Source organism: Thermosynechococcus sp. PKX82 (assembly GCF_031583255.1).
In the GTDB taxonomy this organism is placed as follows: Bacteria; Cyanobacteriota; Cyanobacteriia; order Thermosynechococcales; family Thermosynechococcaceae; genus Thermosynechococcus.
The window spans coordinates 400,113-420,931 of record NZ_CP134169.1 but is presented as its reverse complement, the minus strand read 5'-3'; the positions used below and the strand labels follow the sequence as shown (position 1 = coordinate 420,931).

The following is a 20,819-nucleotide window of genomic DNA, read 5'->3' as shown; positions in this document are numbered from 1 at the left end:
TCCCTAGGGTGTTCGCTGAAACATCGCAAGGGGGCGATCGCCATCATAGAACGTCAATGTATTTCCCTCAATGCGGTAGCGGTTCGTTTGCTCAAGGGTCTGTAAAAACGACATCTCCATCCTTTGTGCCCGTTGGCCAATACAGGCGCGCCGCGTTGTCGCCACTGCCGAAAACCGCAATTGCTGGCCATTGACGCTGTAACCACCGTTAAAGTTATTGCAGCCACTAAAGCCCGTTGCTCGCTGGGCATTGCTATCAAACTCAATAAACGCCGTATTCATGGGATTGCGCGGTGGCATCGGCATATTGGCTAGGCGCTGCAGTTGCCAGCGGCCACTGAGGGGACTTTCCGTCGCACCCGCTTCAAAGGTTAATAGCAGGCGATTGCCCTCAAAGAGTTGCAGCGTATTTCCTTGAACGCGGTAGCGATTGGTGCGACTTAGTCCCTGTAGCATCTGGGTTTCCACACTCTGAAGGGGTTCTTGGCCGCAGAGGCGTTGGGTGGTGGCTAAGGGGGCAAAAAGCAGCCGCGGGCCGTTGGCGGTGTAGCCACCATTAAAGCTATTACAGCCCGTAAAACCATTGGCACGGCGGTTAGCACTATCAAACTCAATAAAGGCGGTATCCACTGGCACGGCTTGATTGCCAATGCGTCTGAGACGCCAGCGTTGACCGCTGAGGCTCAGTTCTGGGGGTTGGGAGGGAGGGTTATTTGCTGTTGCTTGTGTGGAAACCGCCACAGGCACCAAGCGCGGCAGGGGTAGGAGTCCCCCTTCGAGGCGATAGGTGACAGTACTGATGCGACTGGGGCAACAGAGGGGATCATTGGGCGTGTAGCGGGCAAAGTCTGCGGTGAAGGTGCCATCGTTTTGGAACTTGACCTCGCCTAGGAATGAGCCATCAGCGCGGGAATCCATGAGATTCGGCGATAGCGTTCCCAAGTAACGTCCTCCGGAAAAAACAAAGGCCTGATACCCCATCGGGCGACACATGCCATCAAAGCGACTATTGCCAAGAATAATTTCCACATTCTGATGGCGAATGGGGGTGCCCACGAGATACCAGCCTCGCTGTTGGATCAGGCGATCGGCCATGGATTGGGGAGAACGTAGGGTGCTGCGACAGCGGTTCAACTCACTGGGATCAGGATTGCCCCGTGGGGGAATCTCTAGGATAGGAAGGTTGGGATTCCAGTTGCGCGGCGGTTGATCGAGCCAAGACTGGGGGGCGGCGAAACTCATGGGGGCGATCGCCAGCGTTGTGGTGACTGTGTAGAGCGTTGCCAAGCCAACCGCAGTGGGAAACTTAATCATGGTGATGAAAGACCAAGCTCTATGGGGGTATCTCTAGGGACGTACAGAGAGTATAGGGGTTCCCTATCGATTCCCTCGCAAAAGATCAGGAAACCTTTAGCAAGGACGCTAGAGCCAGACCTTGGGCGATGCTGTAGTGCCCATAGCTAAAAACGCGGGGCACATCGGAGTGCAGATGCTGGGCAATTTCGCGGTAGGCGTAGGGACTGCCATAGACCACCAGACCCGCCAGTTGATTTTGGGCTTGCAGTCGTTCGAGGGTGGCGATCGCTGGCGCACTTAAACCCGCTTTGCCTCGGAAGGGATTGCCACGACTAAACACCTGCACTAAGGTCGGTGCCTTGGGGAAGCCCTCAATCATGGTGAGGGGCGTTTGCTGATCAATCACCACCCGTTGGTCAAAGCCCCAAGTGGGGGGCAGTGTCAATGCGGGACAAGTACGGTTCAAAAAGCTAGCGTGCAGAGTATCATCCACGATCAGACAATTCACCCCTAAGGGCACAGGTTGCAAGGCTGAACCGCCACGTTCCAGACTCTCTTGGGCAATGGTGGTGGCCACCTCAACGGCTGGTGTCGTTTGGAAATAGTCCAACTGTAATGCTAGAGGCTGAAGGCGAGCCTTCGCGGCTTGAATGCGGGCTACAGCGGCCTGAATGCGCTCAGGAGGAATCCGCCCTGACTCAACGGCGGCAACCACCGCTTCAATGGCTGCCGGCGGATCCAAGGGCATGAGCAGAATATCGGCACCTGCTTCTACGGCTTTGACGGCAGCTTCGGCGGTACCGTAGGTGTTGGCGATCGCCCCCATGACCAAGGCATCGGTTACAATTAGACCCTTAAACCCCATCTCTTGGCGCAGGATTCCCGTGAGAATCGGGGGAGACAGGGTGGCGGGTCGCTCGGCATCCAAGGCGGGTAGGTGGACATGGGCGCTCATGACGGTATCCACCCCGGCAGCAATGGCAGCAATAAAGGGCGGCCATTCAATAGCTTGCAGGCGATCGCGATCGTGGGGAATCACGGGCAGTTCCAAATGCGAATCCGTGGCTGTATCCCCATGGCCGGGAAAATGCTTTGCCGTTGTGAGCACTGGATAGGCCCGTGCCCCTTGAATAAACGCGGTTGCAAGGGCACTCACAATGTCTGGCTCCTCGCCAAAGGCGCGCACATTAATCACTGGGTTTGCGGGATTATTATTCACGTCCACCACCGGGGCGAGAACCCAATTCAAGCCAATGGCTAAAGCTTCGGCTGCGGTGTATGCCCCCATTTCCTTTGCAAGGTCAACCGCCCGTTTTCGGTTCTTTTGGGCAATGGCGCCTAAAGCTGCTGGCGGGGGAAATTGTGTGGCACCACTGAAGCGTTGACCAACCCCCTCCTCAATATCCGCTGCTAGTAATAGTGGAATCGTGGCCCAAGATTGGAGTTGCCGACAGCGTTCTGCCACTTCGACGGCACTGCCCCCCAAGAGAATCACCCCACCAACTCCCCAGTCTTTAATCCAGTGTTTTAAGGTGTTTTGGGGCGGCTCCCAAGCGGGATACTGAATCTGGCTGTCGTAGAGGTAGCCACTGGCTCGTACAACCACCATCTGCGCCACCTGTGCCCGCAGCGAAAGCTCAGAAAGAGGGGGAATAAATGTCATGGGTGTGATCTCATTCAGAGCAAAATTTCACAAATGAATAACTTTCTTATTCAGCATATAAAAAATTGTCTCAAACTCCCTCAGGTCACTGGTCTGATTTTTTATACTAAAAGTACAGCCTTTACAGCCCTTTTCTAAGTACGGGCTGCATAAGGGGAAATGAACCTCCTCTATAGGAGCCTTAGTTGTTTTGAGTGTGTTCCATTCATGTGAAAAGGGCTGTACCTAATGATCTTGAGGCAAAGTCCGATTCCGTTGCTCCGGTAGAGCAAGTTTCAAGTTTTTCCTGCGGTGTTCAATCATTAAGCCAAAGGCTGAAGCCTAAATCGCTTTCTTTAGGAGTTGACCTATGTTAAAAGCACTACGTGAGAAACTGCAAAGTATGATGGTCTTTTTGATGGAGGCATTTGGGCGCATCTTCACCCCTCGCAATGATCACTATCCTTCCACAGGAGCACAGCCCTTCACGGGAACACCCTCCCGTAAGAGTTAGTTACTGTCTTCCGCAAGCAGAATCCCTGTAGAGACTTTACAGGTAAAAATAACTGGTATTCCTTCCGCATCAGCTCCGCCATAGCGGCAATCATGGGGCTGGTGCAGTTTTTTATGAGCTTGGGGCGATCGCCCAAACTGTTAAAACCTAGAAATAACGCTCAGCGCTAAGGGTACCACCAAAAGGTTGCAACCACTGAATCTAACGGCATATTTCAGAATCAGTTAAGGAATATTTCAGATATTGAATTTCCCGTTAACATTTGAGCATTCCCAAAGGCCTATGCTAACTTAAAAGTAGGCACAGAAAGAAAGGTTAACGATAAGAGTGAACTTAAGGCTTGTGCCTCCCAGTCCTTGAGTTCGGGATAAAGCAAAGTTACTCCAAGATAAATCTCACTCCTGTCTTGCGAGTAATATCAAAACCAATCCTTTGAGCTTCACCGTTGTATAGTTGTCCTCTCGCTTTATCCAGCCTTATCGTTTGTGTGGTTACTGCCGAAGTCCCCATCCTGTCGTCCATGGGAGTTAAGGCAAAGCTAGGTAACCTCCTAGTATCCAAGGTCGTCAACGTTGACAGCAATCCATTACCTAGTGTCCATGCTCCAAGCTTGATCGGTTGAGATCGCCTAGTGGGGGTTTTGATCGCCAGCTAAAACCACGTTTTGTCCACGTTAGTTGTTGAGTTACTTCGTCATTGCTAACTTCGTTAGGGGTCTTGCTGCCATCAGCTTGACCCCCTCGTTTTATGTTTAGGCTATGGCGTGAGTTGCGGTTGTCGCATGGCGCGTGCCAGTTCTGCTGCTACTTCTGGACGCGAAAACTCTGGAGGTGGCAATTCGCCCCGGCGCAGCATTTCCCGTACCTTTGTCCCTGAGAGGTGAATGCGCTCTTCGGGTTTGCTGGGACTGGTTTTACTGGTGGCCATAGACTGGGTGCGGGTGCAGTAGAAGGCATGCTCAAATTTCAAGGGAATAATCCCCAAGGCTGCTGGATCAAATTCATCGAAGATATGTTGGGCATCGTAGGTGCCGTAGTAGTCCCCCACACCCGCGTGATCGCGACCAACAATGAAATGGGTACAGCCGTAGTTCTTACGGACGAGGGCATGGAAAATCGCTTCCCGTGGCCCTGCATAGCGCATGGCTGCCGGATTAATGGCCAGAATCACCCGATCTTTGGGGAAGTAGTGCTCGAGCATGATTTCATAGCAGCGCATCCGCACATCGGCGGGAATGTCATCCTCCTTGGTGGCACCTACGAGGGGATGCAAAAAGAGACCATCGACGATTTCAAGGGCACATTTTTGGATATATTCGTGGGCGCGGTGGATCGGATTGCGGGTCTGGAACCCCACAATGGTGCGCCAACCTTTTTCACGGAAGAGGGCACGGGAATCCACCGGATCAATGCAGTAGTTGGGAAATTGGGGATGGGGATGCCGCTCTAGGAGCCAAATCGGGCCTGCAAGGTTGACTTCTCCCTGTTCATAGACCACCTTGACACCGGGGTGTTTGTCATCTTCAGTGCGATAGACACAGCGCGCCTCACGGCGTTTGTCATAGGTATATTTTTCGGTGAGTTCGAGAATACCCAAAAACTGACCCGCTGCGTTATCGAGGCGAATGGTTTGGCCAATTTCTAGGCGAGCAGCCACCTCCGCACTGACAGAGAGGGTAATGGGAATTGACCAAGGCAAACCATTGGCAAGGTACATTTCTTCAACGACCCGCTCGTAGTCGGCCTGTCCCATAAACCCCGTCAGAGGACTAAAGCCACCAATGGCGATGAGTTCTAAATCGGAGACAGCGCGCTCATCAAGGGTAATGCGGGGCAATTGATCGGCACGGGCGAGCCACGCCTGTTTTTGTTCGGAGGAGAGAATCCGATTGACGAGGATACCGCCGTGGGGGGCGATCGCATCCTTTGTCTGTACTGTCGGTGATGGACTCAATGTGGAACTCCTTTTTGGGGTTGGATGAACCTGTTGCAAAACTTCATAACTAAGATAGAAGTCATTATTGGACGAATAGGTGCATGAGACAACTGGTAGACCCCTATCGTTATGGCGTCGAGCGGGAGTGGTGCTGGCGAGGATGGCAGAGTCGCTATAGCTTTTGGTGGCCTGCTGCTGTAGATGAGAAGAAGGGGAGATCTCCAGTGATTTTGCTCCACGGCTTTGGGGCGTCTCTACGGCATTGGCGATACAATCTTCGGGTTTTGGGAGACTATCAGCCGACCTATGCTCTCGATTTAATAGGATTGGGGGCAGCAGAAAAGCCCATTGCGGCCTATGGGGCTGAGTTTTGGGCGGCTCAGGTTCATGCCTTTTGGCAAAAGATTGTCGGGCAGCCAGCGGTGATTGTTGGCAACTCCATTGGGGCGTTGATTGCCCTGACCTGTGCTTATCGCTATCCGCAGATGGCGGCGGGGGTGGTGATGCTAAGTCTGCCGGATCCAGCGGTGCGCGAGGAGTTGATTCCGAGGGCGATCGCTCCCCTTGTGAGCGGAATTGAACAGATTTTTACGGCTCCTTGGCTGCTGCGCACCCTTTTTTACACGATTCGCCGTCCCTTCATTGTCAAGCGTTGGGCACAATTGGCCTACGCCAACCCCAACTGTGTGGATGATGAATTGCTGGACATCCTGCTCACCCCTGCCTATGACCGTGATAGCGATCGCGCCTTTGGGCAAATCATTCGCGCCATGAGCCGCACGGACTTTGGGCCGAGTGCCAAGACAATGCTCAAGAGCGTGCCCCAACCCCTATTGCTGATTTGGGGACGACAGGATCGCTTCATCCCGCCAATGCTGAGCCAGCAGTTTCAACAGGTACAACCAAGGATGCAGGTGGTGGAGTTGGATCACACGGGGCACTGTCCCCACGATGAGCAGCCCGATCGCGTCAATGCGTTGCTTTTGGATTGGTTGCGCAGCCACGAACTTGTGAGGGGTTGAGTCCTACGGTTGCAGGCTCTATGATCACGACAATCTTCAGAGTTGGCATGGCAGATGTTTAGGCTGATTACGGTTTTCTGGGCGTTTATTTTTATTGGTGTTTTGCTGCTGTTGGGGCGAATTGTGCGGCAGCGTTGGGCACTGATGCGATCGCTCTATATGCCCAGTTCAGTCATTGCGGGCGTTTTGGGACTCATTCTTGGCCCTAGTGTCCTTGGGGCGATCGCCAGTCAAATTGCTCCCAACTCCGGTTTAGGGAACGGTCTTTTTGCCGAAGACATCCGCGAAGTTTGGAAACAGTCTCCCAGTATTTTCATCAACATAGTTTTTGCCTGTCTATTTCTAGGGGAGATCATCCCTAGCCCTCGGGAAATTTGGCAGAAAGCTTCACCGCAGGTCGCCTTTGGTCAGATTTTGGCTTGGGGGCAATACGTGGTGGGGCTGCTGCTGACGTTGCTTGTTCTCACTCCTGTATTTGGCATGGATCCAATTGCTGGTGCCCTGATTGAGATCACCTTTGAGGGGGGGCATGGGACTGCCGCCGGCATGGCCGATACCTTTAGGGAGTTAAACTTTACCGCTGGGGCTGATATGGCCTTGGGCTTGGCCACTGTGGGCTTAGTCTCTGGGGTGGTTTTTGGAGTGGCACTGATCAACTGGGCACGGCGCACAGGACGCTTGCAGATCAAACCCTTGGTGGACTCTGAAACCGCGGAGAATCTCGACCCTCATCCCCACGATGACCTAGAAACACGGCAACGGCGGCGACAACTGCTGCGGGAGTTACTCATTGATCCTTTGTCATTAAATTTCTGTTTTGTGGGTTTGGCGATTATTGTGGGCTGGGTGATTCTTGAAGCGCTGCGACTCCTAGAGCGTCTCACTTGGGGACAAACGGGTTTAAAGCTCATGGCCTATGTGCCCCTATTTCCCTTGGCGCTGATCGGTGGCATTATTGTGCAGCTCATCCTGACCCGTTGGCGCAAACAGTACCTGATTAGCCGGCCACTGATTAACCGTATTGGCGGTGTCGCCTTGGATGTGACGATTATTACCGCCTTGGCCACCCTCTCTTTAGCCGCCATTGGTGAAAATCTCATTCCCTTTCTCCTCTTGAGTGTGGGGGGAATTGCTTGGAATCTCTTTGTCATGCTCTATTTAGCGCCGCGAATTTTGCCCATGTTCTGGTTTGAGCGGGGAATTGGCGACATGGGGCAATCGATGGGGGTGACATCTACTGGGCTATTGCTGATTCGTATGGTGGATCCCCACAACCAATCGGGCGCCTTGGAAAGTTTTGCCTACAAACAGATTCTTTTTGAGCCGATTGTCGGCGGTGGGTTATTTACGGCGGCGGCACCAATTCTGATCCGTAATTTTGGGGTGGTGCCTGTACTGGCGCTCACGGGCGGGCTGTTAGGCCTGTGGTTAGTGTTTGGATTCTGGAACTATGGCCAAATCCGGCGATCCTTGGCGCAAAATTGACCCCATTCAGGGAGAACCCTAGAATAGAAACGACTTGAGCCGCTGTGCTGTCTCAGGTAAAAGCCGTGTTGTGAGTTTGCCGATGACCTCTGTGCTCCTCAAATCCGTTGTTGAAAGTGATGAACGTGCCGATCTGCGCCAATTTTCACGCATCCTGCAACTAGGGGAAAAACGCTATCTCCTGCGCAATGATATTTTGGGCGCCTTTGCAGATTACTGTCGCGACCTCGATCGCCCTGTCCCCACACCCTTCGAATCCCGCCTCAGCAAGCTGGTGTTCTATACCCAAGAGATCATTGTTGACAACGAAAGTCTGTGTTGGATTATTCGGCCACGGATTGCGCAGCAGGAGGTGTGTCGGCTGCTGGTGGAGGATTTGACGATCGTGCCGATGACAATTCCAGAGCTACTGGATCTGCGCGATCGCCTAGTCAATCGGTACCATCCCAATGAGGGGGATGTTTTTGAAATTGATGTCCAGCCCTTCTATGACTACTCGCCAATTATCCGTGATGCCAAGAATATCGGTAAGGGGGTGGAATTTCTCAATCGCTATTTATCCAGCAAGCTTTTCCAAGACCCGCGCCAGTGGCAGCAGAACCTCTTTAACTTTTTGCAAATTCACCGCTACAACGGCTATCAACTTCTGATCAATGAGCGGATTCGCTCTCCTCAACACCTCTCAGAACAGGTGAAGCAAGCTCTTGTGGCCTTGAGCGATCGCGCCTCCGACGAGTCCTACAGTGAGTTTCGCTTTGAACTGCAAAATCTGGGCTTTGAACCGGGTTGGGGCAATACGGCGGCACGGGTACGCGACACCCTAGAAATTTTAGATCAACTCTTGGATTCGCCCGATCACCAAGTGCTAGAGGCCTTTGTCTCGCGGATTCCGATGCTCTTTCGCATTGCCCTCATTTCTCCCCACGGCTGGTTTGGCCAAGAGGGGGTGCTGGGGCGACCCGACACCGGCGGGCAGGTGGTCTATATCCTCGATCAAGTGAAAAGCCTTGAAAAACAAATGCGGGAGGATTTAGAACTGGCCGGGCTGGGGGTACTGGCAGCACAACCTAAAATTATTGTGCTCACCCGCCTGATTCCCAATGCCGAAGGGACGCTGTGCAACCAACGCCTAGAGAAAATCTACGGCACCAACAACGCCTGGATCCTGCGGGTGCCGTTTCGGGAATTTAATCCCAAGGTGACCCAAAACTGGATTTCTCGCTTTGAAATCTGGCCCTATTTGGAAACCTTTGCCATTGACGCGGAGCGGGAGTTGCGGGCGGAATTTGGCCATGTGCCCGATTTAATTATTGGTAACTATTCCGATGGCAACTTGGTGGCTTTTTTGCTGGCGCGGCGAATGAAGGTGACCCAATGCAACATTGCCCATGCCCTCGAGAAATCCAAGTACCTCTTTAGTAACCTCTACTGGCAGGACTTAGAGGATAAATATCACTTCTCAATGCAATTTACGGCGGATCTGATTGCCATGAATGCTGCCAACTTCATCATCAGCAGCACCTACCAAGAGATTGTGGGCACACCCGACAGTATTGGCCAGTACGAGTCCTATCAATCCTTTACGATGCCTGACCTGTACCATGTGGTGAACGGCATTGAACTCTTTAGCCCGAAATTTAATGTGGTGCCACCGGGGGTGAATGAACAGGTTTACTTTCCCTACTACCACTATACGGAGCGGCTAGAGGGCGATCGCCAGCGGTTGGAGGAACTGCTCTTTACCCTTGAGGATCCGCAGCAGATCTATGGTTACTTAGAAAATCCGAACAAACGCCCTCTCTTTTCGATGGCACGGCTGGATCGGATTAAAAACCTCACAGGACTGGCAGAAGCCTTTGGCCGCAGCAAAGAACTGCAAGAGCGGTGTAATTTAATTTTGGTGGCAGGGAAATTGCGTACCGAAGACTCCAGCGATCGCGAGGAAATCGCCGAAATTGAGAAGCTCTATCAAATCATCCACGAGTACAATCTCCACGGTAAGATTCGCTGGCTAGGGATTCGTTTACCGAAAGCAGATTCGGGGGAAGTTTACCGCATCATTGCCGATCGCCAAGGGATTTTTGTCCAGCCGGCGTTGTTTGAAGCTTTTGGCCTGACGATTTTGGAAGCCATGATCAGTGGTCTGCCCACCTTTGGTACCCGCTTTGGTGGCCCTCTGGAAATTATCCAAGATGGGGTGAATGGTTTTTATATCAACCCAACCCACCTAGAAGAAATGGCGGAGACTATCCGCCGCTTTATAGAGGCTTGCGATCGCGATCCGCAGCAGTGGCAACGAATTTCCAAAGCGGGTATCCAGCGGGTCTATAGCACCTACACTTGGAAAATTCACTGTACACGCCTGCTTTCCCTTGCCAAGATCTACGGCTTCTGGAACTTCTCTTCCCAAGAAAACCGCGAAGACATGATGCGCTATATGGAGGCACTCTTCTATCTGCTCTATAAACCCCGCGCCCAAGCCCTATTGGCAGAACACATGCAGCGGTGATATGGGTTTAGCGACTAGGTGGGAAGCCCCGCGATCGTCGAGAGTATGTTACACGTAATGGTAATCGATCGCCCAGCGAGCCAATTCAGTGCGATTATGGCAGCCGGTTTTACCCAAAATATTGCTGACATGGCTTTCTACGGTACGCTGACTGACATGTAGTTCTGCCGCAATTTCACGATTCAACATTCCGCGGGCAACGTATTGGAGAATTCGGGTTTCTGTGGGAGTGAGTTCGACACCGGGGGGTGGTGTAGGCGCAGGAGGGGATTGCAGTCGTTGCGCTTCCCGCAGGCGAGCCGTTTGTTTGAGGAGGGCTTGGATTTGGGCGAGGAGTTCATCCGGTTCGAAGGGCTTGACTAGGTAAACATCACCGCCGGTTTGCAACCCTTTGATGCGATCGTGGGTTTGCCCCTTGGCCGAGAGAAAGAGCACCGGTAACCAACTGAGGTGTGTTTGTTGTCGCACTGCACTGACAAAGCTATAGCCATCCATCTGGGGCATCATCACATCACAAATAATTAAGTCGGGCGTCTGCTGCTGCAGAATTGCCAGACCTTCGTTGCCATGGGCTGCCGTCAGTACACGATACCCCTGCATCTCAAGGTAATCCTTGACCAAGAGGACAAGATTAGGGTCGTCATCTACCAGTAGAATCGTGGCATTTTGCGCAGGGGACGCCTCAAGGTTCATACATTCAGAGCAGTTAACGGTGCTGACGCCAAGTCTTACTAAGAATGAGGGTGCTCCTATAGGATAGCTTATTCCTGTTGGGGGGAAGCATTGGCCAGCTCTGGAGACATCTCCTTTGGCGCCGTGGCAATCTGAGAACGTCCCGCTGCCTTAGCGGCATAGAGGGCATCATCGGCTATCTTCACCAGTTGTAGTAAGGTCTCCCCGTGGGTGGGAAACTGACTGATGCCGGCACTAAAACTCACCTTGAAGCTGTCATGGTTGGGGGCGTGGAAGGTATGGTTGCGCAATCGCTGTAAACAGATGGCAAGGCGGTGTTTGGCCACATCAAGGGAAATATCATAGAGGGCAATTAAAAATTCTTCGCCACCCCAGCGAGCCACGACATCTTCCATCCGTAGGGACTGTCGCAACATTCGAGCGGTGGTCACCAATACCTGATCGCCAACGTCGTGACCATAGGTGTCATTGATGCGTTTGAAATGGTCTAAATCCAAAACGGCGATGCAAAGAGTTTGCTGTTGGCGGTTGGCAAGGGTCAAAAAGCGTTCAATCTCTTCTGTGGCTTTACGACGATTGCTCAATCCCGTGAGGGGATCTACCTCTGCCAAGCGTTTCAGGAGGCGGGTGCGCTCTAGGCGATTGATGATCCGCGTCATTAGCTCAGGGCCGACAATTGGCTTGCTAACAAAATCATCGGCGCCAGCGGCAAAGAGTTGGGTGACAAGGGCTGGATCGGTGGTTGCGGTAAGAAAAAGAATTGGCAGCTGGTTCCAGTGGGGATCATTGCGCACCACTTGGCAGAGTTCTAGGCCGTTAATGCCGGGCATTTGGACATCGAGAATAACCAATTCGGGGTTGGTGGCCTCTAGGACATCCCAAAATTGATCGGGATCCTGAAGGGAGGTGACACTCATTCCCCAGGGTTCCAAGAGCCGTTTCAAGATGGCTAGGGTGACGGCGTCATCATCCACGGTCAGGATACTAGCGGAGGTCATTTCTTGAGGTTGCAGTAACTGTTCGAGAGTCTGCAAGAGTCGCTCAAGATCAACAGGCTTACTCAAGGTGATCCGTGAGCCAAGGCGAATGGCGGCGAGGCGATCGCGCCAGGTGTCACGGGCAGTAAATACTAGGGCGGGGATGGGGGGACGATGTTGCCGCAACTGCTGCAAGAACTCGCGGGTGGTTACCTCATCAGGCATCACTTCAGGATTGAGAATGACAGCATTGGGCCAGCATTCCTCAAGTAAGGTGTTGACCAGCGGCCAGCTATCCATTGCGACGTAGCGGAACCCACCATCAACGGAGTGCTCCTCAAGGGAGCGAACTAACTCGGCGTCGTTATCAATGTGCAGGACAAGGGGCAGGCCTGAGTCGTTATGATTGTCAGGCTTGGAGGTGGCGATCGCGCTGAGGAGCTGCTGGACGATTTCAAGGAGCGCTGCTGGGGAGCAGGGATAGTGGTAATAAATCACTTGGGTTTCTGGCTGGGTTGGCCAATCCTTGCGGGTAAGAATCAAAATTGGCTCTTGAAACCCGCGATCGCGCACCTGCTGGCAAAAGGCCTCAACTGCCGTGCCTAAATGGGACTCATCCACAATCAATAGGTGATAGCGACTACTGGCCAATAGTCCCCAGAGGTCTTCAGAGCGAGCAACGACATCCACCCGATGATCCGCAGTGGTCAAGATGGAGACCAACGTTGCTGCCGTTGCCACGTCGTCGTGATAAAGCAAAATGGCCATACTTGCTCGCCAACAGCCTATTGCTATTACCCTACTGCCTTGGCTTGATCTTGCTCAAGTTCTCGGAGATACAGATTGCCGCTGGAGGGGAGTTACATATCTTTACATTTTATCCTTGCCAGATGCTAATAATTCTCAATAGTGGTGCTATAGTAGGCCTAGGCTTTATTGAGATTTATCCTCAATAAGTTCAGCGTCGATATTATGCGTTTATCGAAGGAGGAATGTATGGCGATCGCCAGTGAATCCCCAACCTCTGTGACTACACCACCACCAACAGGTGCAGGTTTACAAACCTATGGCCAAGCCAATGTCAAGTACGACTGGTGGGCAGGCAATGCCCGATTCGTGAACCTGTCGGGTCTATTTATTGCTGCCCATGTGGCGCAAGCAGCGCTAACTGTCTTTTGGGCGGGTGCCTTTACGCTCTACGAAATTTCCCAATACAAACCCGATCTACCCATGGGGGAACAGGGCTTGATTTTGCTGCCCCATTTAGCGACCTTAGGGTTTGGCATTGGCGAGGGCGGTAAAGTTGTGGATCTGTACCCCTACTTTGTCATTGGCGCCGTGCATCTCATTTCCTCAGCCGTACTGGGTGCGGGTGCCCTCTTTCATACCTTTCGTGCCCCTCACGATCTCAGTACCGCCACAGGGCGGGCGCGGCGCTTCCATTTCCGCTGGGACGATCCGAAACAACTGGGGATTATTTTGGGGCATCATTTGCTCTTTTTAGGGTTTGGTGCCTTGCTATTAGTGCTCAAAGCAACCATCTGGGGCGGGTTGTACGATGCCAATTTGCAGACGGTACGCCTTGTCACCCAGCCCACCTTGGATCCCTTTGTCATCTATGGCTATCAAACCCACTTCGCCAGTATTAACAATTTGGAAGATCTCGTGGGCGGGCATATCTATGTTGCCCTCTTGCTCATTGCGGGTGGCATTTGGCATATTCTTGTGCCGCCGCTGAATTGGGCACGGAAAGTGCTGATGTTTAATGCTGAAGCTATCCTTTCCTACTCCCTTGGCGGCATTGCCCTCGCGGGATTTGTGGCGGCCTATTTTTGTGCGGTGAATACCCTCGCCTATCCCGTAGAGTTTTACGGACCACCCCTAGAAGTGAAACTGGGAATTGCTCCCTACTTTGCGGACACCATTGATTTACCCCTTGGGCAGCATACCCCGCGGGCTTGGTTGGCCAATGCCCACTTCTTCCTTGCCTTTTTCTTCCTACAGGGTCACCTTTGGCATGCCCTGCGCGCCATGGGATTCAATTTCAAACAATTGGAGACTTTTCTCAATCCAGCTCTTGAAAATTAATTGCAATAGTTCCCCTCTTGAGCCATAGGTGCTGCCCTCGGTCAGAGCGATCGAGGGTTTTTTATGAATTCAAGGCAGGCTTTCATTTTTTTGGGAACGTTTGGTACCCCTGAGCTGTCGGGCGATCGCTGGCGCAAAGAAAATCAAAAAGGCAACTTGCGCCGTGAAGACCCAGCCATAGTACCGCAGGACAGGATGTAAATCCCACTGCGCCATAAACCCTAGACTGGCCACTGTCCATAGGAGAATGAGGGTTGGCAGCAGCAGTTGGCGTTTTGGCCGAGCCATGATTAAGATTCTGCTGGAGTGTCGTTTTGCATGGCCTGCATGCGGGCTTTGGCTTTGGCCGCACTTTTTTTCAGGGCTTGCAGACGCATCTCATAGCGTTTGCGTTGGCGGCGATTGGGGGCTTGCTCAATTAGGAGCTTGAGGGCACTGCCAAGGCTTTTGTAGGCGTTAGGGAGTTCATAGCCAAAACGAGTCGCAAGGGCGATCGCCCGCTCATCAGCAGCAATGGCTTCCTTGAGAACCTTTTCACCATTATTGCGCTGGTAGAGCCGCCAGCCCGAAAAGCCACACAGCCCAAGGGCAAGCAGCAGCAACAGGCCATCCTGCACCCAGAGTTCTCCCACAGCACCCCCTAAACCAATCGCCAGTGCTGCCATCTCCCAGCCATCGCGGGGAATCGTGTCATTTTGAATGCGGGCGACCTCATGCCAAAAGAGGAGATTGCGCTGATCCTTGGCCAATTGATCCCAACGGGCTAAATCAATTTGAATCTCCACCTCATCTTTGCCAATTTCTTCGCAGGTAATGAGGGGAGGATTCACCCCACTGGCCGGTTCGATCGTCACCCAGCTTTGCAGCTCTGGTGGCAAGAGAGATTTGAGACGACGCAATTCTGCTAAGTCAGAACGGGCAACTGAGGATGCAGCCGAGGTCATAGCACAAGAAAATCCAAGGGTATTTCTTACCTATCTTAACAGTTTAAGGCTAACCAATCGGGATGACAGGATTTGAACCTGCGACCCCTTCGTCCCGAACGAAGTGCGCTACCAAGCTGCGCTACATCCCGATAACTTATCTAAGATAACACTTGCTGGGGTTTTCCTCAATGGCGATGGAGCGGTTGGCACAACCTAGGAAATTTAGTCCAGTTTTAGTCCATAGTTCAAACTAAGGCAGTGAAAACCCTCTTCAGAAGGGAGTTTGAAAAATCTGCTCTATTGCGGCACCCACAATCGGTCAAACAGAACCAGTCAGGTAGAGCCGTTTTCCAAGGGTTTAATAGCAACGCTTGTCTCTGGGGATGGCAACTGTAAACCTTAAGGAGAAGAACATCCCCCCTCATCAAGTACGGTCAGACTTCGAGATCACCTTAAGTCGCGTGTTTGCCCTGATTCGTCTTGTTCATCTGCTCACAGCAGAACATTGCCCGCCGAGACAGCTCTACCGCACCAGAAAAACGATCCTAGTCGCTCTCCTTTACCTGATTGGCAACGCTCGGCTTTTCCCCGATATGGATGACCCACACGGATTACTACGATTTAATTGTCGCTGCCAAAGTGCTGGGAACGGGGGATGACACCTTACCCCATTGGCCTGAAAAACCCAATGAGTTCAAACGCTACTTGGCAATCACAAGCTCTGACCTCGCTGGCCTGTTTATTTGTTTTATCGAGGCGGAGATGACCCAATCGCAGAAAAACAGCATCAAAACTTGGCTAACGACAAAACTTAGGCAAATTTTCAAGCTGCCTTTATGAGCAAGGGTGATTTCTAAACCCATAGGGACTTTCGTCGTTTTGAGCGGATTTGATCGCCGTGACTTGCAGGAGCTTTGCGCATCCATAAAAAACGCTCTTTGTAAAATCTCTTATGAGATTAGACATCTCAATAAAAGACTTATTGCAAGTCTCAATATCTCACTTAAGACAAAATTCACACCAAAACTTTCAAATAGGCTCAGCTCTTAGGATGATTGGAGATAGGTTAAGACTTGCTAAAGTCACGGTGCCACTGCAAAGCTGTGCTATAAATTGAGAATCATATGCAATAATTAGCTTTCAAAAAATCATTAAATGCAATATGTCATCACCTTTGTGGCCACCCTTTACCTATATCGCCGACCCCCACTCTCGAAGACAGCGATGGAGACGAGGCATGTCTAATCTGATTTCTCTTGCTGAAGCTAAGGTGGGCGATCGCTACTGCATTGTGAAATTAATGTGCAGCAATACCCAGCAACTGTTGGGGATGGGTCTGGCACCGGGGGCGATAATTAGCATCCTCCATCGGGGCGATCGCGGGGCAGTCATGGTGGCTCTTGACTCAAAGCGGTTTTGTGTGAACCACGAGCTAGCCCAAAACATCTTGCTCAAAGAGCTGGAATTGGCAGCTGTAAACCTACGCAGTGCCCCCCTTGGTGCTCGCCTGCGCATTATCGGCTATGCCCCTACCACCCCCAGTTACAAACGCAAATTATTAGCCATGGGTTTAACCCCCGGCACCGAAGTTGAGGTTGTCCGCCATGCCCCCTTGGGTGATCCCACAGATATTAAGGTGCGAGGCTTTCATTTGAGCTTGCGTAAGGATGAAGCTGATGCCCTCAAAGTCCATCTGCTCTAGCAAAGGAGTGTGACATGGCAGCAACAATTGCGTTAATTGGTAACCCAAATTGTGGCAAAACAACAATTTTCAATGGTCTTACGGGGGCAAATCAGCGGGTAGGGAACTGGCCAGGAGTTACTGTTGAGCGCAAGGAAGGCCGCTATCGGGATCGCGACATCACTGTCCAAGTTGTGGATCTACCGGGGGTCTATGCCCTCGATGCTGAGGATAGCACTGGCTTAGACGAGCAGATTGCCCGCAAGTTTCTATTGGCGGGGGAATATGACTTGGTAGTGAATATTCTGGATGCCGCTAACTTAGAGCGCAATTTTTACCTCACATCACAATTGCTTGATCTAGGAGTCCCCCTCATCCTTGTCCTCAACATGATGGATGTGGCTCGTGCCACCAAAATCAAGATGGATATCCCAGCCTTGAGCCAGCGCTTAGGTCTACCGGTGCTGCCTTTTTGTGCCAAACAACAACAGCATTTTGCTCAACTGCGGCAAACTATTCGCACTGCCTTGGCAGCACCACCTGTTTCTAGCGTTAGTGTGCCCCAACCCCCTGTGATTGAAGAGGCTATTGCTGATTTGCTGACTCAAGGCCTCAAAAATCGGGCACAGGCCTTGGCTTGGCTGCAATATATTGAATCAGTTCCCAATGATGTTGTAGCACCACTGCGCCAATGGCGAGAGCGGATTCACCAGACCCTAGGAGAAGACATAGACCTTGTGATTGCCGATAGTCGCTATTGCTGGATTCAGCACCTAATGGCTGAGGTTCTGGAACAGGGCGATCGCCTGACAACAACAGTCTCTGATCGCATTGACCGCATTGCACTCAACCGCTGGTTGGGAATTCCCATTTTCTTGGCCGTCATGTACTTGATATTTCTCATCTCAATTAACGTGGGGGGTGCCTTTATTGACTTTTTTGATATTGGTGTCGGAACGCTGGTCGTGGGTTGGCCGACCCAAGTGCTGGAAACATTTAATGCCCCCGGTTGGCTCATTGGTCTTCTGGCAGAGGGAGTGGGGGGCGGTATCCAAACAACGGCAACATTTATTCCTCAAATTGGCTTGCTCTTTATTTTTCTCACACTTCTTGAAGACTCTGGTTATTTAGCACGGGCAGCCTTTGTCATGGATCGGTTGATGCGCTGGCTGGGCTTACCCGGTAAGTCCTTTGTACCGATGATGGTTTCCTTTGGCTGCAATATCCCCGGCATTATGGCCACCCGCACACTCGAGAATCGGCGCGATCGCCTGATGACGATTTTGATGAATCCCTTTATGTCCTGTGGTGCCCGCCTACCGGTCTATGCCCTGTTTGTTGCTGCTTTCTTCCCCCGCAGCGGCCAAAATATCGTGTTTTTGCTTTATATGGTGGGAATTGCCACAGCCATCTTCACGGGATTCTTGCTGAAGCGCACCCTCTTTCAAGGAGAGATTGCTCCGTTTGTAATGGAATTGCCCCCCTACCGTTTACCCACCTTCAGAGGGGTACTCCTGCGGGCTTGGGAGCGGCTAAAAACCTTTATTAGTGGAGCGGGCAAGATGATTGTCGTCCTTGTGGTCATTCTCGGACTGCTCAACTCTGTCGGCACCGATGGTCGCTTTGGCCAAAAGGATAGTACTCAATCAATTTTGAGCGCCTTTAGTCGCCAAATTACGCCGATTTTCTCGCCAATGGGGATTCAGTCCGACAACTGGCCAGCAACCGTAGGACTCTTTACGGGGATCTTTGCCAAGGAAGTGATGGTGGGAACGATGGATGCCCTCTATACAGAGTTAGCTCGCCAAGAAGCCCAAAGCACTGAAGCTGGAGATAGACCAGAAGAACCCTTTTCAGTTTGGGGGGGATTAAAGGAAGCGGTGCTCAGCATTCCCAAAAATCTCAGTGAGCTGGGGCAACGGGTGCTTGATCCTTTAGGGTTCCATGTGTTGCAAGAGGCAGATAACCCCGAAGCCGCAGCTGAACTTCAGAGCGTGCACTACACAACATTTGGCCAGATGGCACAACGGTTTGGCACGACAACGGCAGCGATCGCCTTCCTGCTCTTTGTTTTGCTCTACTTTCCCTGTGTATCGGCCACTGCCGCCGTCTATCGAGAAACCAATTTGGGCTGGACTATCTTTGTAGCGGCTTGGACAACGGGATTGGCCTACTGGGTCGCCACTGCTTACTACCAACTCATGACCTTTGCGGCGCATCCGATGTTCTCGCTAATTTGGTTACTGGCTCTAGGGGCAGTGATGGGGATGGTAATCATGGCCTTGAAATATTGGGGCGATCGCCAGCGGTTTTCCTCGCCACAGGGGACATAATTATGCTCTTGCAACTGCAGGACTATATTCAGAAGCACCACGTGGTTTCCTTGGAAGAATTGGTTGCCCATTTTCAGGTACCGCCAGCGATGATTGAACTGATCCTTAGCCAACTCATCCGCAAAGGACGGGTGAAAAAAATCATCCCTAGCCACTGTGGCGGCTGTCATCAGTGTGGTTTTTACCCTCTTGAACTTTACGAATGGAGAATCAACAATGCTATCCCAAGCAATGACCAACCGGCTCAATGAGCAAATCAACCTTGAGATTTATTCAGCACATCTCTACTTGCAGATGAGTTCCTGGTGTGCCCACAAAGCCCTTGAGGGTTGTGCGGCGTTCCTCAGTCAACATGCTGATGAAGAAATGGCACACATGCGGCGGCTTTTGAACTACATGCATGAAACCGGTGCCTTGGCAATCCTAGGCGGTATGGAAGCTCCCCCACACACATTTCAGTCCCTGCGGGAGATGTTCAGTAAAGTTTATGAGCATGAACAGTTTGTAACTCACAAAATTAATGAGTTAGTGCAGTTAGCGGATACGGAGCCTGACTATGCGACGTTGCAATTTTTGCAGTGGTATGTGGCCGAGCAGCACCAAGAAGAGTTTTTGTTCAAGAGTATCCTTGACAAGATTGAACTGATTGGCACGGAGGGGCAAGGACTCTTCTTTATTGATCAGGAAATTGGCAGGCTTGCCCAAACCAAAGGAACCACGACAATGCAGTCAACGCCCGCAGCCTAAAGCCAAAAGGGTGCCGCTTCAGAAAGTGTCATGTGTCGCTACAGGAGTTCCCAAGGACTCAGAGTATCTTGTAGGTAGTGAGGAGTGATTCGCAAACAAAAGTCCTGGGGTCGAAACACGGCAAGACTCCCGGGGCTTTTTATTTTGGGCGAAAGCCGTTACCTTAAGCGTATGCCTCTGCGAATTTCTGGCCAGCGATCGCTCAAAACCCTTTCCGGTCACAGTACCCGTCCCACCCGTGCCAAAGTTCGCCAAGCCATTTTCAATATTTGGCAAGGTCGCCTCCAAGGATGTTGCTGGCTGGATTTGTGTGCTGGTACCGGTGCCATGGGAGCAGAAGCCCTGCTGCGGGGTGCCCAGTGGGTGGTGGCGATCGAACAGTCTCCCCAAGCCTGTCAAGTCATCCGCCAAAACTGGTCAACCCTTGCCCAGCCCCATCAGCACACTTTAGTTTTGCGGGGAGATGTGCGCCAGAAATTGACCCAAGTCCCTGTGCCTCAGTTTGACTTCATCTACTTTGATCCTCCCTATAATAGTGACTTATATCTACCCGTTCTCCAGTTAATTTGGCAGCAAAAGTGTCTTAGCCCTGAGGGAGAAATTGCTGTTGAGTGTCGCACAAAAAATCCACCAGATTTAGAGGCGATCTTAGCGATCGGCTGGCAGCAGCAACGCATTAAAACCTATGGCAGCACGACAGTACTCTTCTTGGTTTGTCACAAAAATTGACATTTACAGACATTGGTGGTGCGGAGTTGGTGGCGTGGCAGTTGCAGGAGGCGATTCAAGCGAGATACATTGTCCATGAATATTCTTCAGCGGGTTGCTGTGGGAGACTGAGCTTTGGGGTGGCCTTACTGATTCCGCGGGGAAATGATTCCCCCTTAGAGCTGTTTAATGCAGCGGATTAGGCGCTTTATGAAGCCAAGCACCAAGAGCGCAATCACGTCATCGTCAAACCCATTGTGCAG

The 20,819-nt window shown here is 51.8% G+C and carries 19 protein-coding genes and 1 tRNA gene; 12 read left to right on the top strand and 8 right to left on the bottom strand.

Translation table 11 applies throughout. From position 1 onward, the window contains the following. Positions 1 to 3: 3 nt before the first annotated feature. On the bottom strand, positions 4 to 1,314 hold the full coding sequence (locus RHH53_RS02010; RefSeq protein ID WP_206200841.1) for an META domain-containing protein: 1,311 nt from the start codon (positions 1,312 to 1,314) through the stop codon (positions 4 to 6). Between the two features lie 85 nt (positions 1,315 to 1,399). Continuing rightward, positions 1,400 to 2,959: a glycoside hydrolase family 3 N-terminal domain-containing protein gene (locus tag RHH53_RS02005; RefSeq protein ID WP_310744016.1), complete on the bottom strand. Its 1,560-nt coding sequence runs from the start codon at positions 2,957 to 2,959 to the stop codon at positions 1,400 to 1,402. A 349-nt stretch (positions 2,960 to 3,308) separates the two neighbouring features. On the opposite strand from RHH53_RS02005, the gene RHH53_RS02000 reads away from it, so the two are divergent. After that, complete coding sequence (locus tag RHH53_RS02000) at positions 3,309 to 3,452, top strand: hypothetical protein (protein WP_181495457.1); 144 nt, start codon at positions 3,309 to 3,311, stop codon at positions 3,450 to 3,452. Positions 3,453 to 4,208: 756 nt separating this feature from the next. On the opposite strand, the gene sat is transcribed toward RHH53_RS02000, so the two are convergent. Further along, positions 4,209 to 5,405 (bottom strand): sulfate adenylyltransferase, encoded by a 1,197-nt coding sequence (sat, locus tag RHH53_RS01995; RefSeq protein ID WP_302678705.1) that lies wholly within the window; start codon positions 5,403 to 5,405, stop codon positions 4,209 to 4,211. A gap of 83 nt (positions 5,406 to 5,488) precedes the next feature. On the opposite strand from sat, the gene RHH53_RS01990 reads away from it, so the two are divergent. From RHH53_RS01990 to RHH53_RS01980, 3 genes are all read left to right on the top strand, one after another. Continuing rightward, positions 5,489 to 6,409, top strand: a complete 921-nt coding sequence (locus RHH53_RS01990) for an alpha/beta fold hydrolase (protein WP_206200838.1) — start codon at positions 5,489 to 5,491, stop codon at positions 6,407 to 6,409. Between the two features lie 54 nt (positions 6,410 to 6,463). After that, on the top strand, positions 6,464 to 7,894 hold the full coding sequence (locus RHH53_RS01985) for a sodium/glutamate symporter (RefSeq protein WP_206200837.1): 1,431 nt from the start codon (positions 6,464 to 6,466) through the stop codon (positions 7,892 to 7,894). An 82-nt stretch (positions 7,895 to 7,976) separates the two neighbouring features. Beyond that, complete coding sequence (locus tag RHH53_RS01980; protein ID WP_310744015.1) at positions 7,977 to 10,403, top strand: sucrose synthase; 2,427 nt, start codon at positions 7,977 to 7,979, stop codon at positions 10,401 to 10,403. A gap of 48 nt (positions 10,404 to 10,451) precedes the next feature. Here the strand turns inward: RHH53_RS01980 and RHH53_RS01975 are convergent, their stop codons facing one another. Further along, a complete protein-coding gene (locus RHH53_RS01975) occupies positions 10,452 to 11,096 on the bottom strand; it encodes a response regulator transcription factor (protein ID WP_206200835.1) in 645 nt (214 codons plus the stop codon). Positions 11,097 to 11,164: 68 nt separating this feature from the next. Further along, a complete protein-coding gene (locus RHH53_RS01970; RefSeq protein ID WP_206200834.1) occupies positions 11,165 to 12,841 on the bottom strand; it encodes a diguanylate cyclase in 1,677 nt (558 codons plus the stop codon). A 228-nt stretch (positions 12,842 to 13,069) separates the two neighbouring features. Between RHH53_RS01970 and RHH53_RS01965 the strand changes: the two genes are divergently transcribed. Continuing rightward, a complete protein-coding gene (locus RHH53_RS01965; protein WP_302679141.1) occupies positions 13,070 to 14,161 on the top strand; it encodes a chlorophyll a/b binding light-harvesting protein in 1,092 nt (363 codons plus the stop codon). A 69-nt stretch (positions 14,162 to 14,230) separates the two neighbouring features. Here RHH53_RS01965 and RHH53_RS01960 read toward each other — a convergent pair whose 3' ends face one another. From RHH53_RS01960 to RHH53_RS01950, 3 genes are all read right to left on the bottom strand, one after another. Further along, positions 14,231 to 14,449, bottom strand: a complete 219-nt coding sequence (locus tag RHH53_RS01960; protein ID WP_206200833.1) for a hypothetical protein — start codon at positions 14,447 to 14,449, stop codon at positions 14,231 to 14,233. Between the two features lie 2 nt (positions 14,450 to 14,451). Then, complete coding sequence (locus RHH53_RS01955; protein WP_302678700.1) at positions 14,452 to 15,105, bottom strand: DUF3318 domain-containing protein; 654 nt, start codon at positions 15,103 to 15,105, stop codon at positions 14,452 to 14,454. 57 nt (positions 15,106 to 15,162) lie between these two features. Further along, positions 15,163 to 15,236 (bottom strand) — tRNA-Pro (locus RHH53_RS01950). A 448-nt stretch (positions 15,237 to 15,684) separates the two neighbouring features. Here RHH53_RS01950 and RHH53_RS01945 point away from each other — a divergent pair. The 7 genes from RHH53_RS01945 to RHH53_RS01915 all read left to right on the top strand — a co-directional run bounded on the left by RHH53_RS01945 (position 15,685) and on the right by RHH53_RS01915 (position 20,759). Next, entirely contained in the window at positions 15,685 to 15,927 is a 243-nt protein-coding gene (locus RHH53_RS01945; protein WP_310744014.1) for a hypothetical protein, read from the top strand. 322 nt (positions 15,928 to 16,249) lie between these two features. After that, positions 16,250 to 16,789 carry a ferrous iron transport protein A gene (locus RHH53_RS01940; RefSeq protein ID WP_399364497.1) on the top strand — a complete coding sequence of 180 codons (540 nt, stop codon included), beginning with the start codon at positions 16,250 to 16,252 and terminating at the stop codon, positions 16,787 to 16,789. Between the two features lie 14 nt (positions 16,790 to 16,803). Beyond that, positions 16,804 to 19,101: a Fe(2+) transporter permease subunit FeoB gene (feoB, locus tag RHH53_RS01935; protein WP_310744013.1), complete on the top strand. Its 2,298-nt coding sequence runs from the start codon at positions 16,804 to 16,806 to the stop codon at positions 19,099 to 19,101. Between the two features lie 2 nt (positions 19,102 to 19,103). Next, positions 19,104 to 19,352, top strand: a complete 249-nt coding sequence (locus tag RHH53_RS01930) for a FeoC-like transcriptional regulator (protein WP_206200830.1) — start codon at positions 19,104 to 19,106, stop codon at positions 19,350 to 19,352. Continuing rightward, a complete protein-coding gene (gene ftnA / locus RHH53_RS01925; RefSeq protein WP_206200829.1) occupies positions 19,318 to 19,848 on the top strand; it encodes a non-heme ferritin in 531 nt (176 codons plus the stop codon). The genes RHH53_RS01930 and ftnA overlap by 35 nt, the downstream gene beginning before the upstream one ends. A 171-nt stretch (positions 19,849 to 20,019) precedes the next feature. Further along, positions 20,020 to 20,577: a 16S rRNA (guanine(966)-N(2))-methyltransferase RsmD gene (gene rsmD / locus RHH53_RS01920; RefSeq protein ID WP_206200828.1), complete on the top strand. Its 558-nt coding sequence runs from the start codon at positions 20,020 to 20,022 to the stop codon at positions 20,575 to 20,577. Then, positions 20,574 to 20,759, top strand: coding sequence for a hypothetical protein (locus RHH53_RS01915; protein ID WP_206200827.1), 186 nt, complete (start codon positions 20,574 to 20,576; stop codon positions 20,757 to 20,759). The genes rsmD and RHH53_RS01915 overlap by 4 nt, the downstream gene beginning before the upstream one ends. Positions 20,760 to 20,819: the final 60 nt, after the last annotated feature.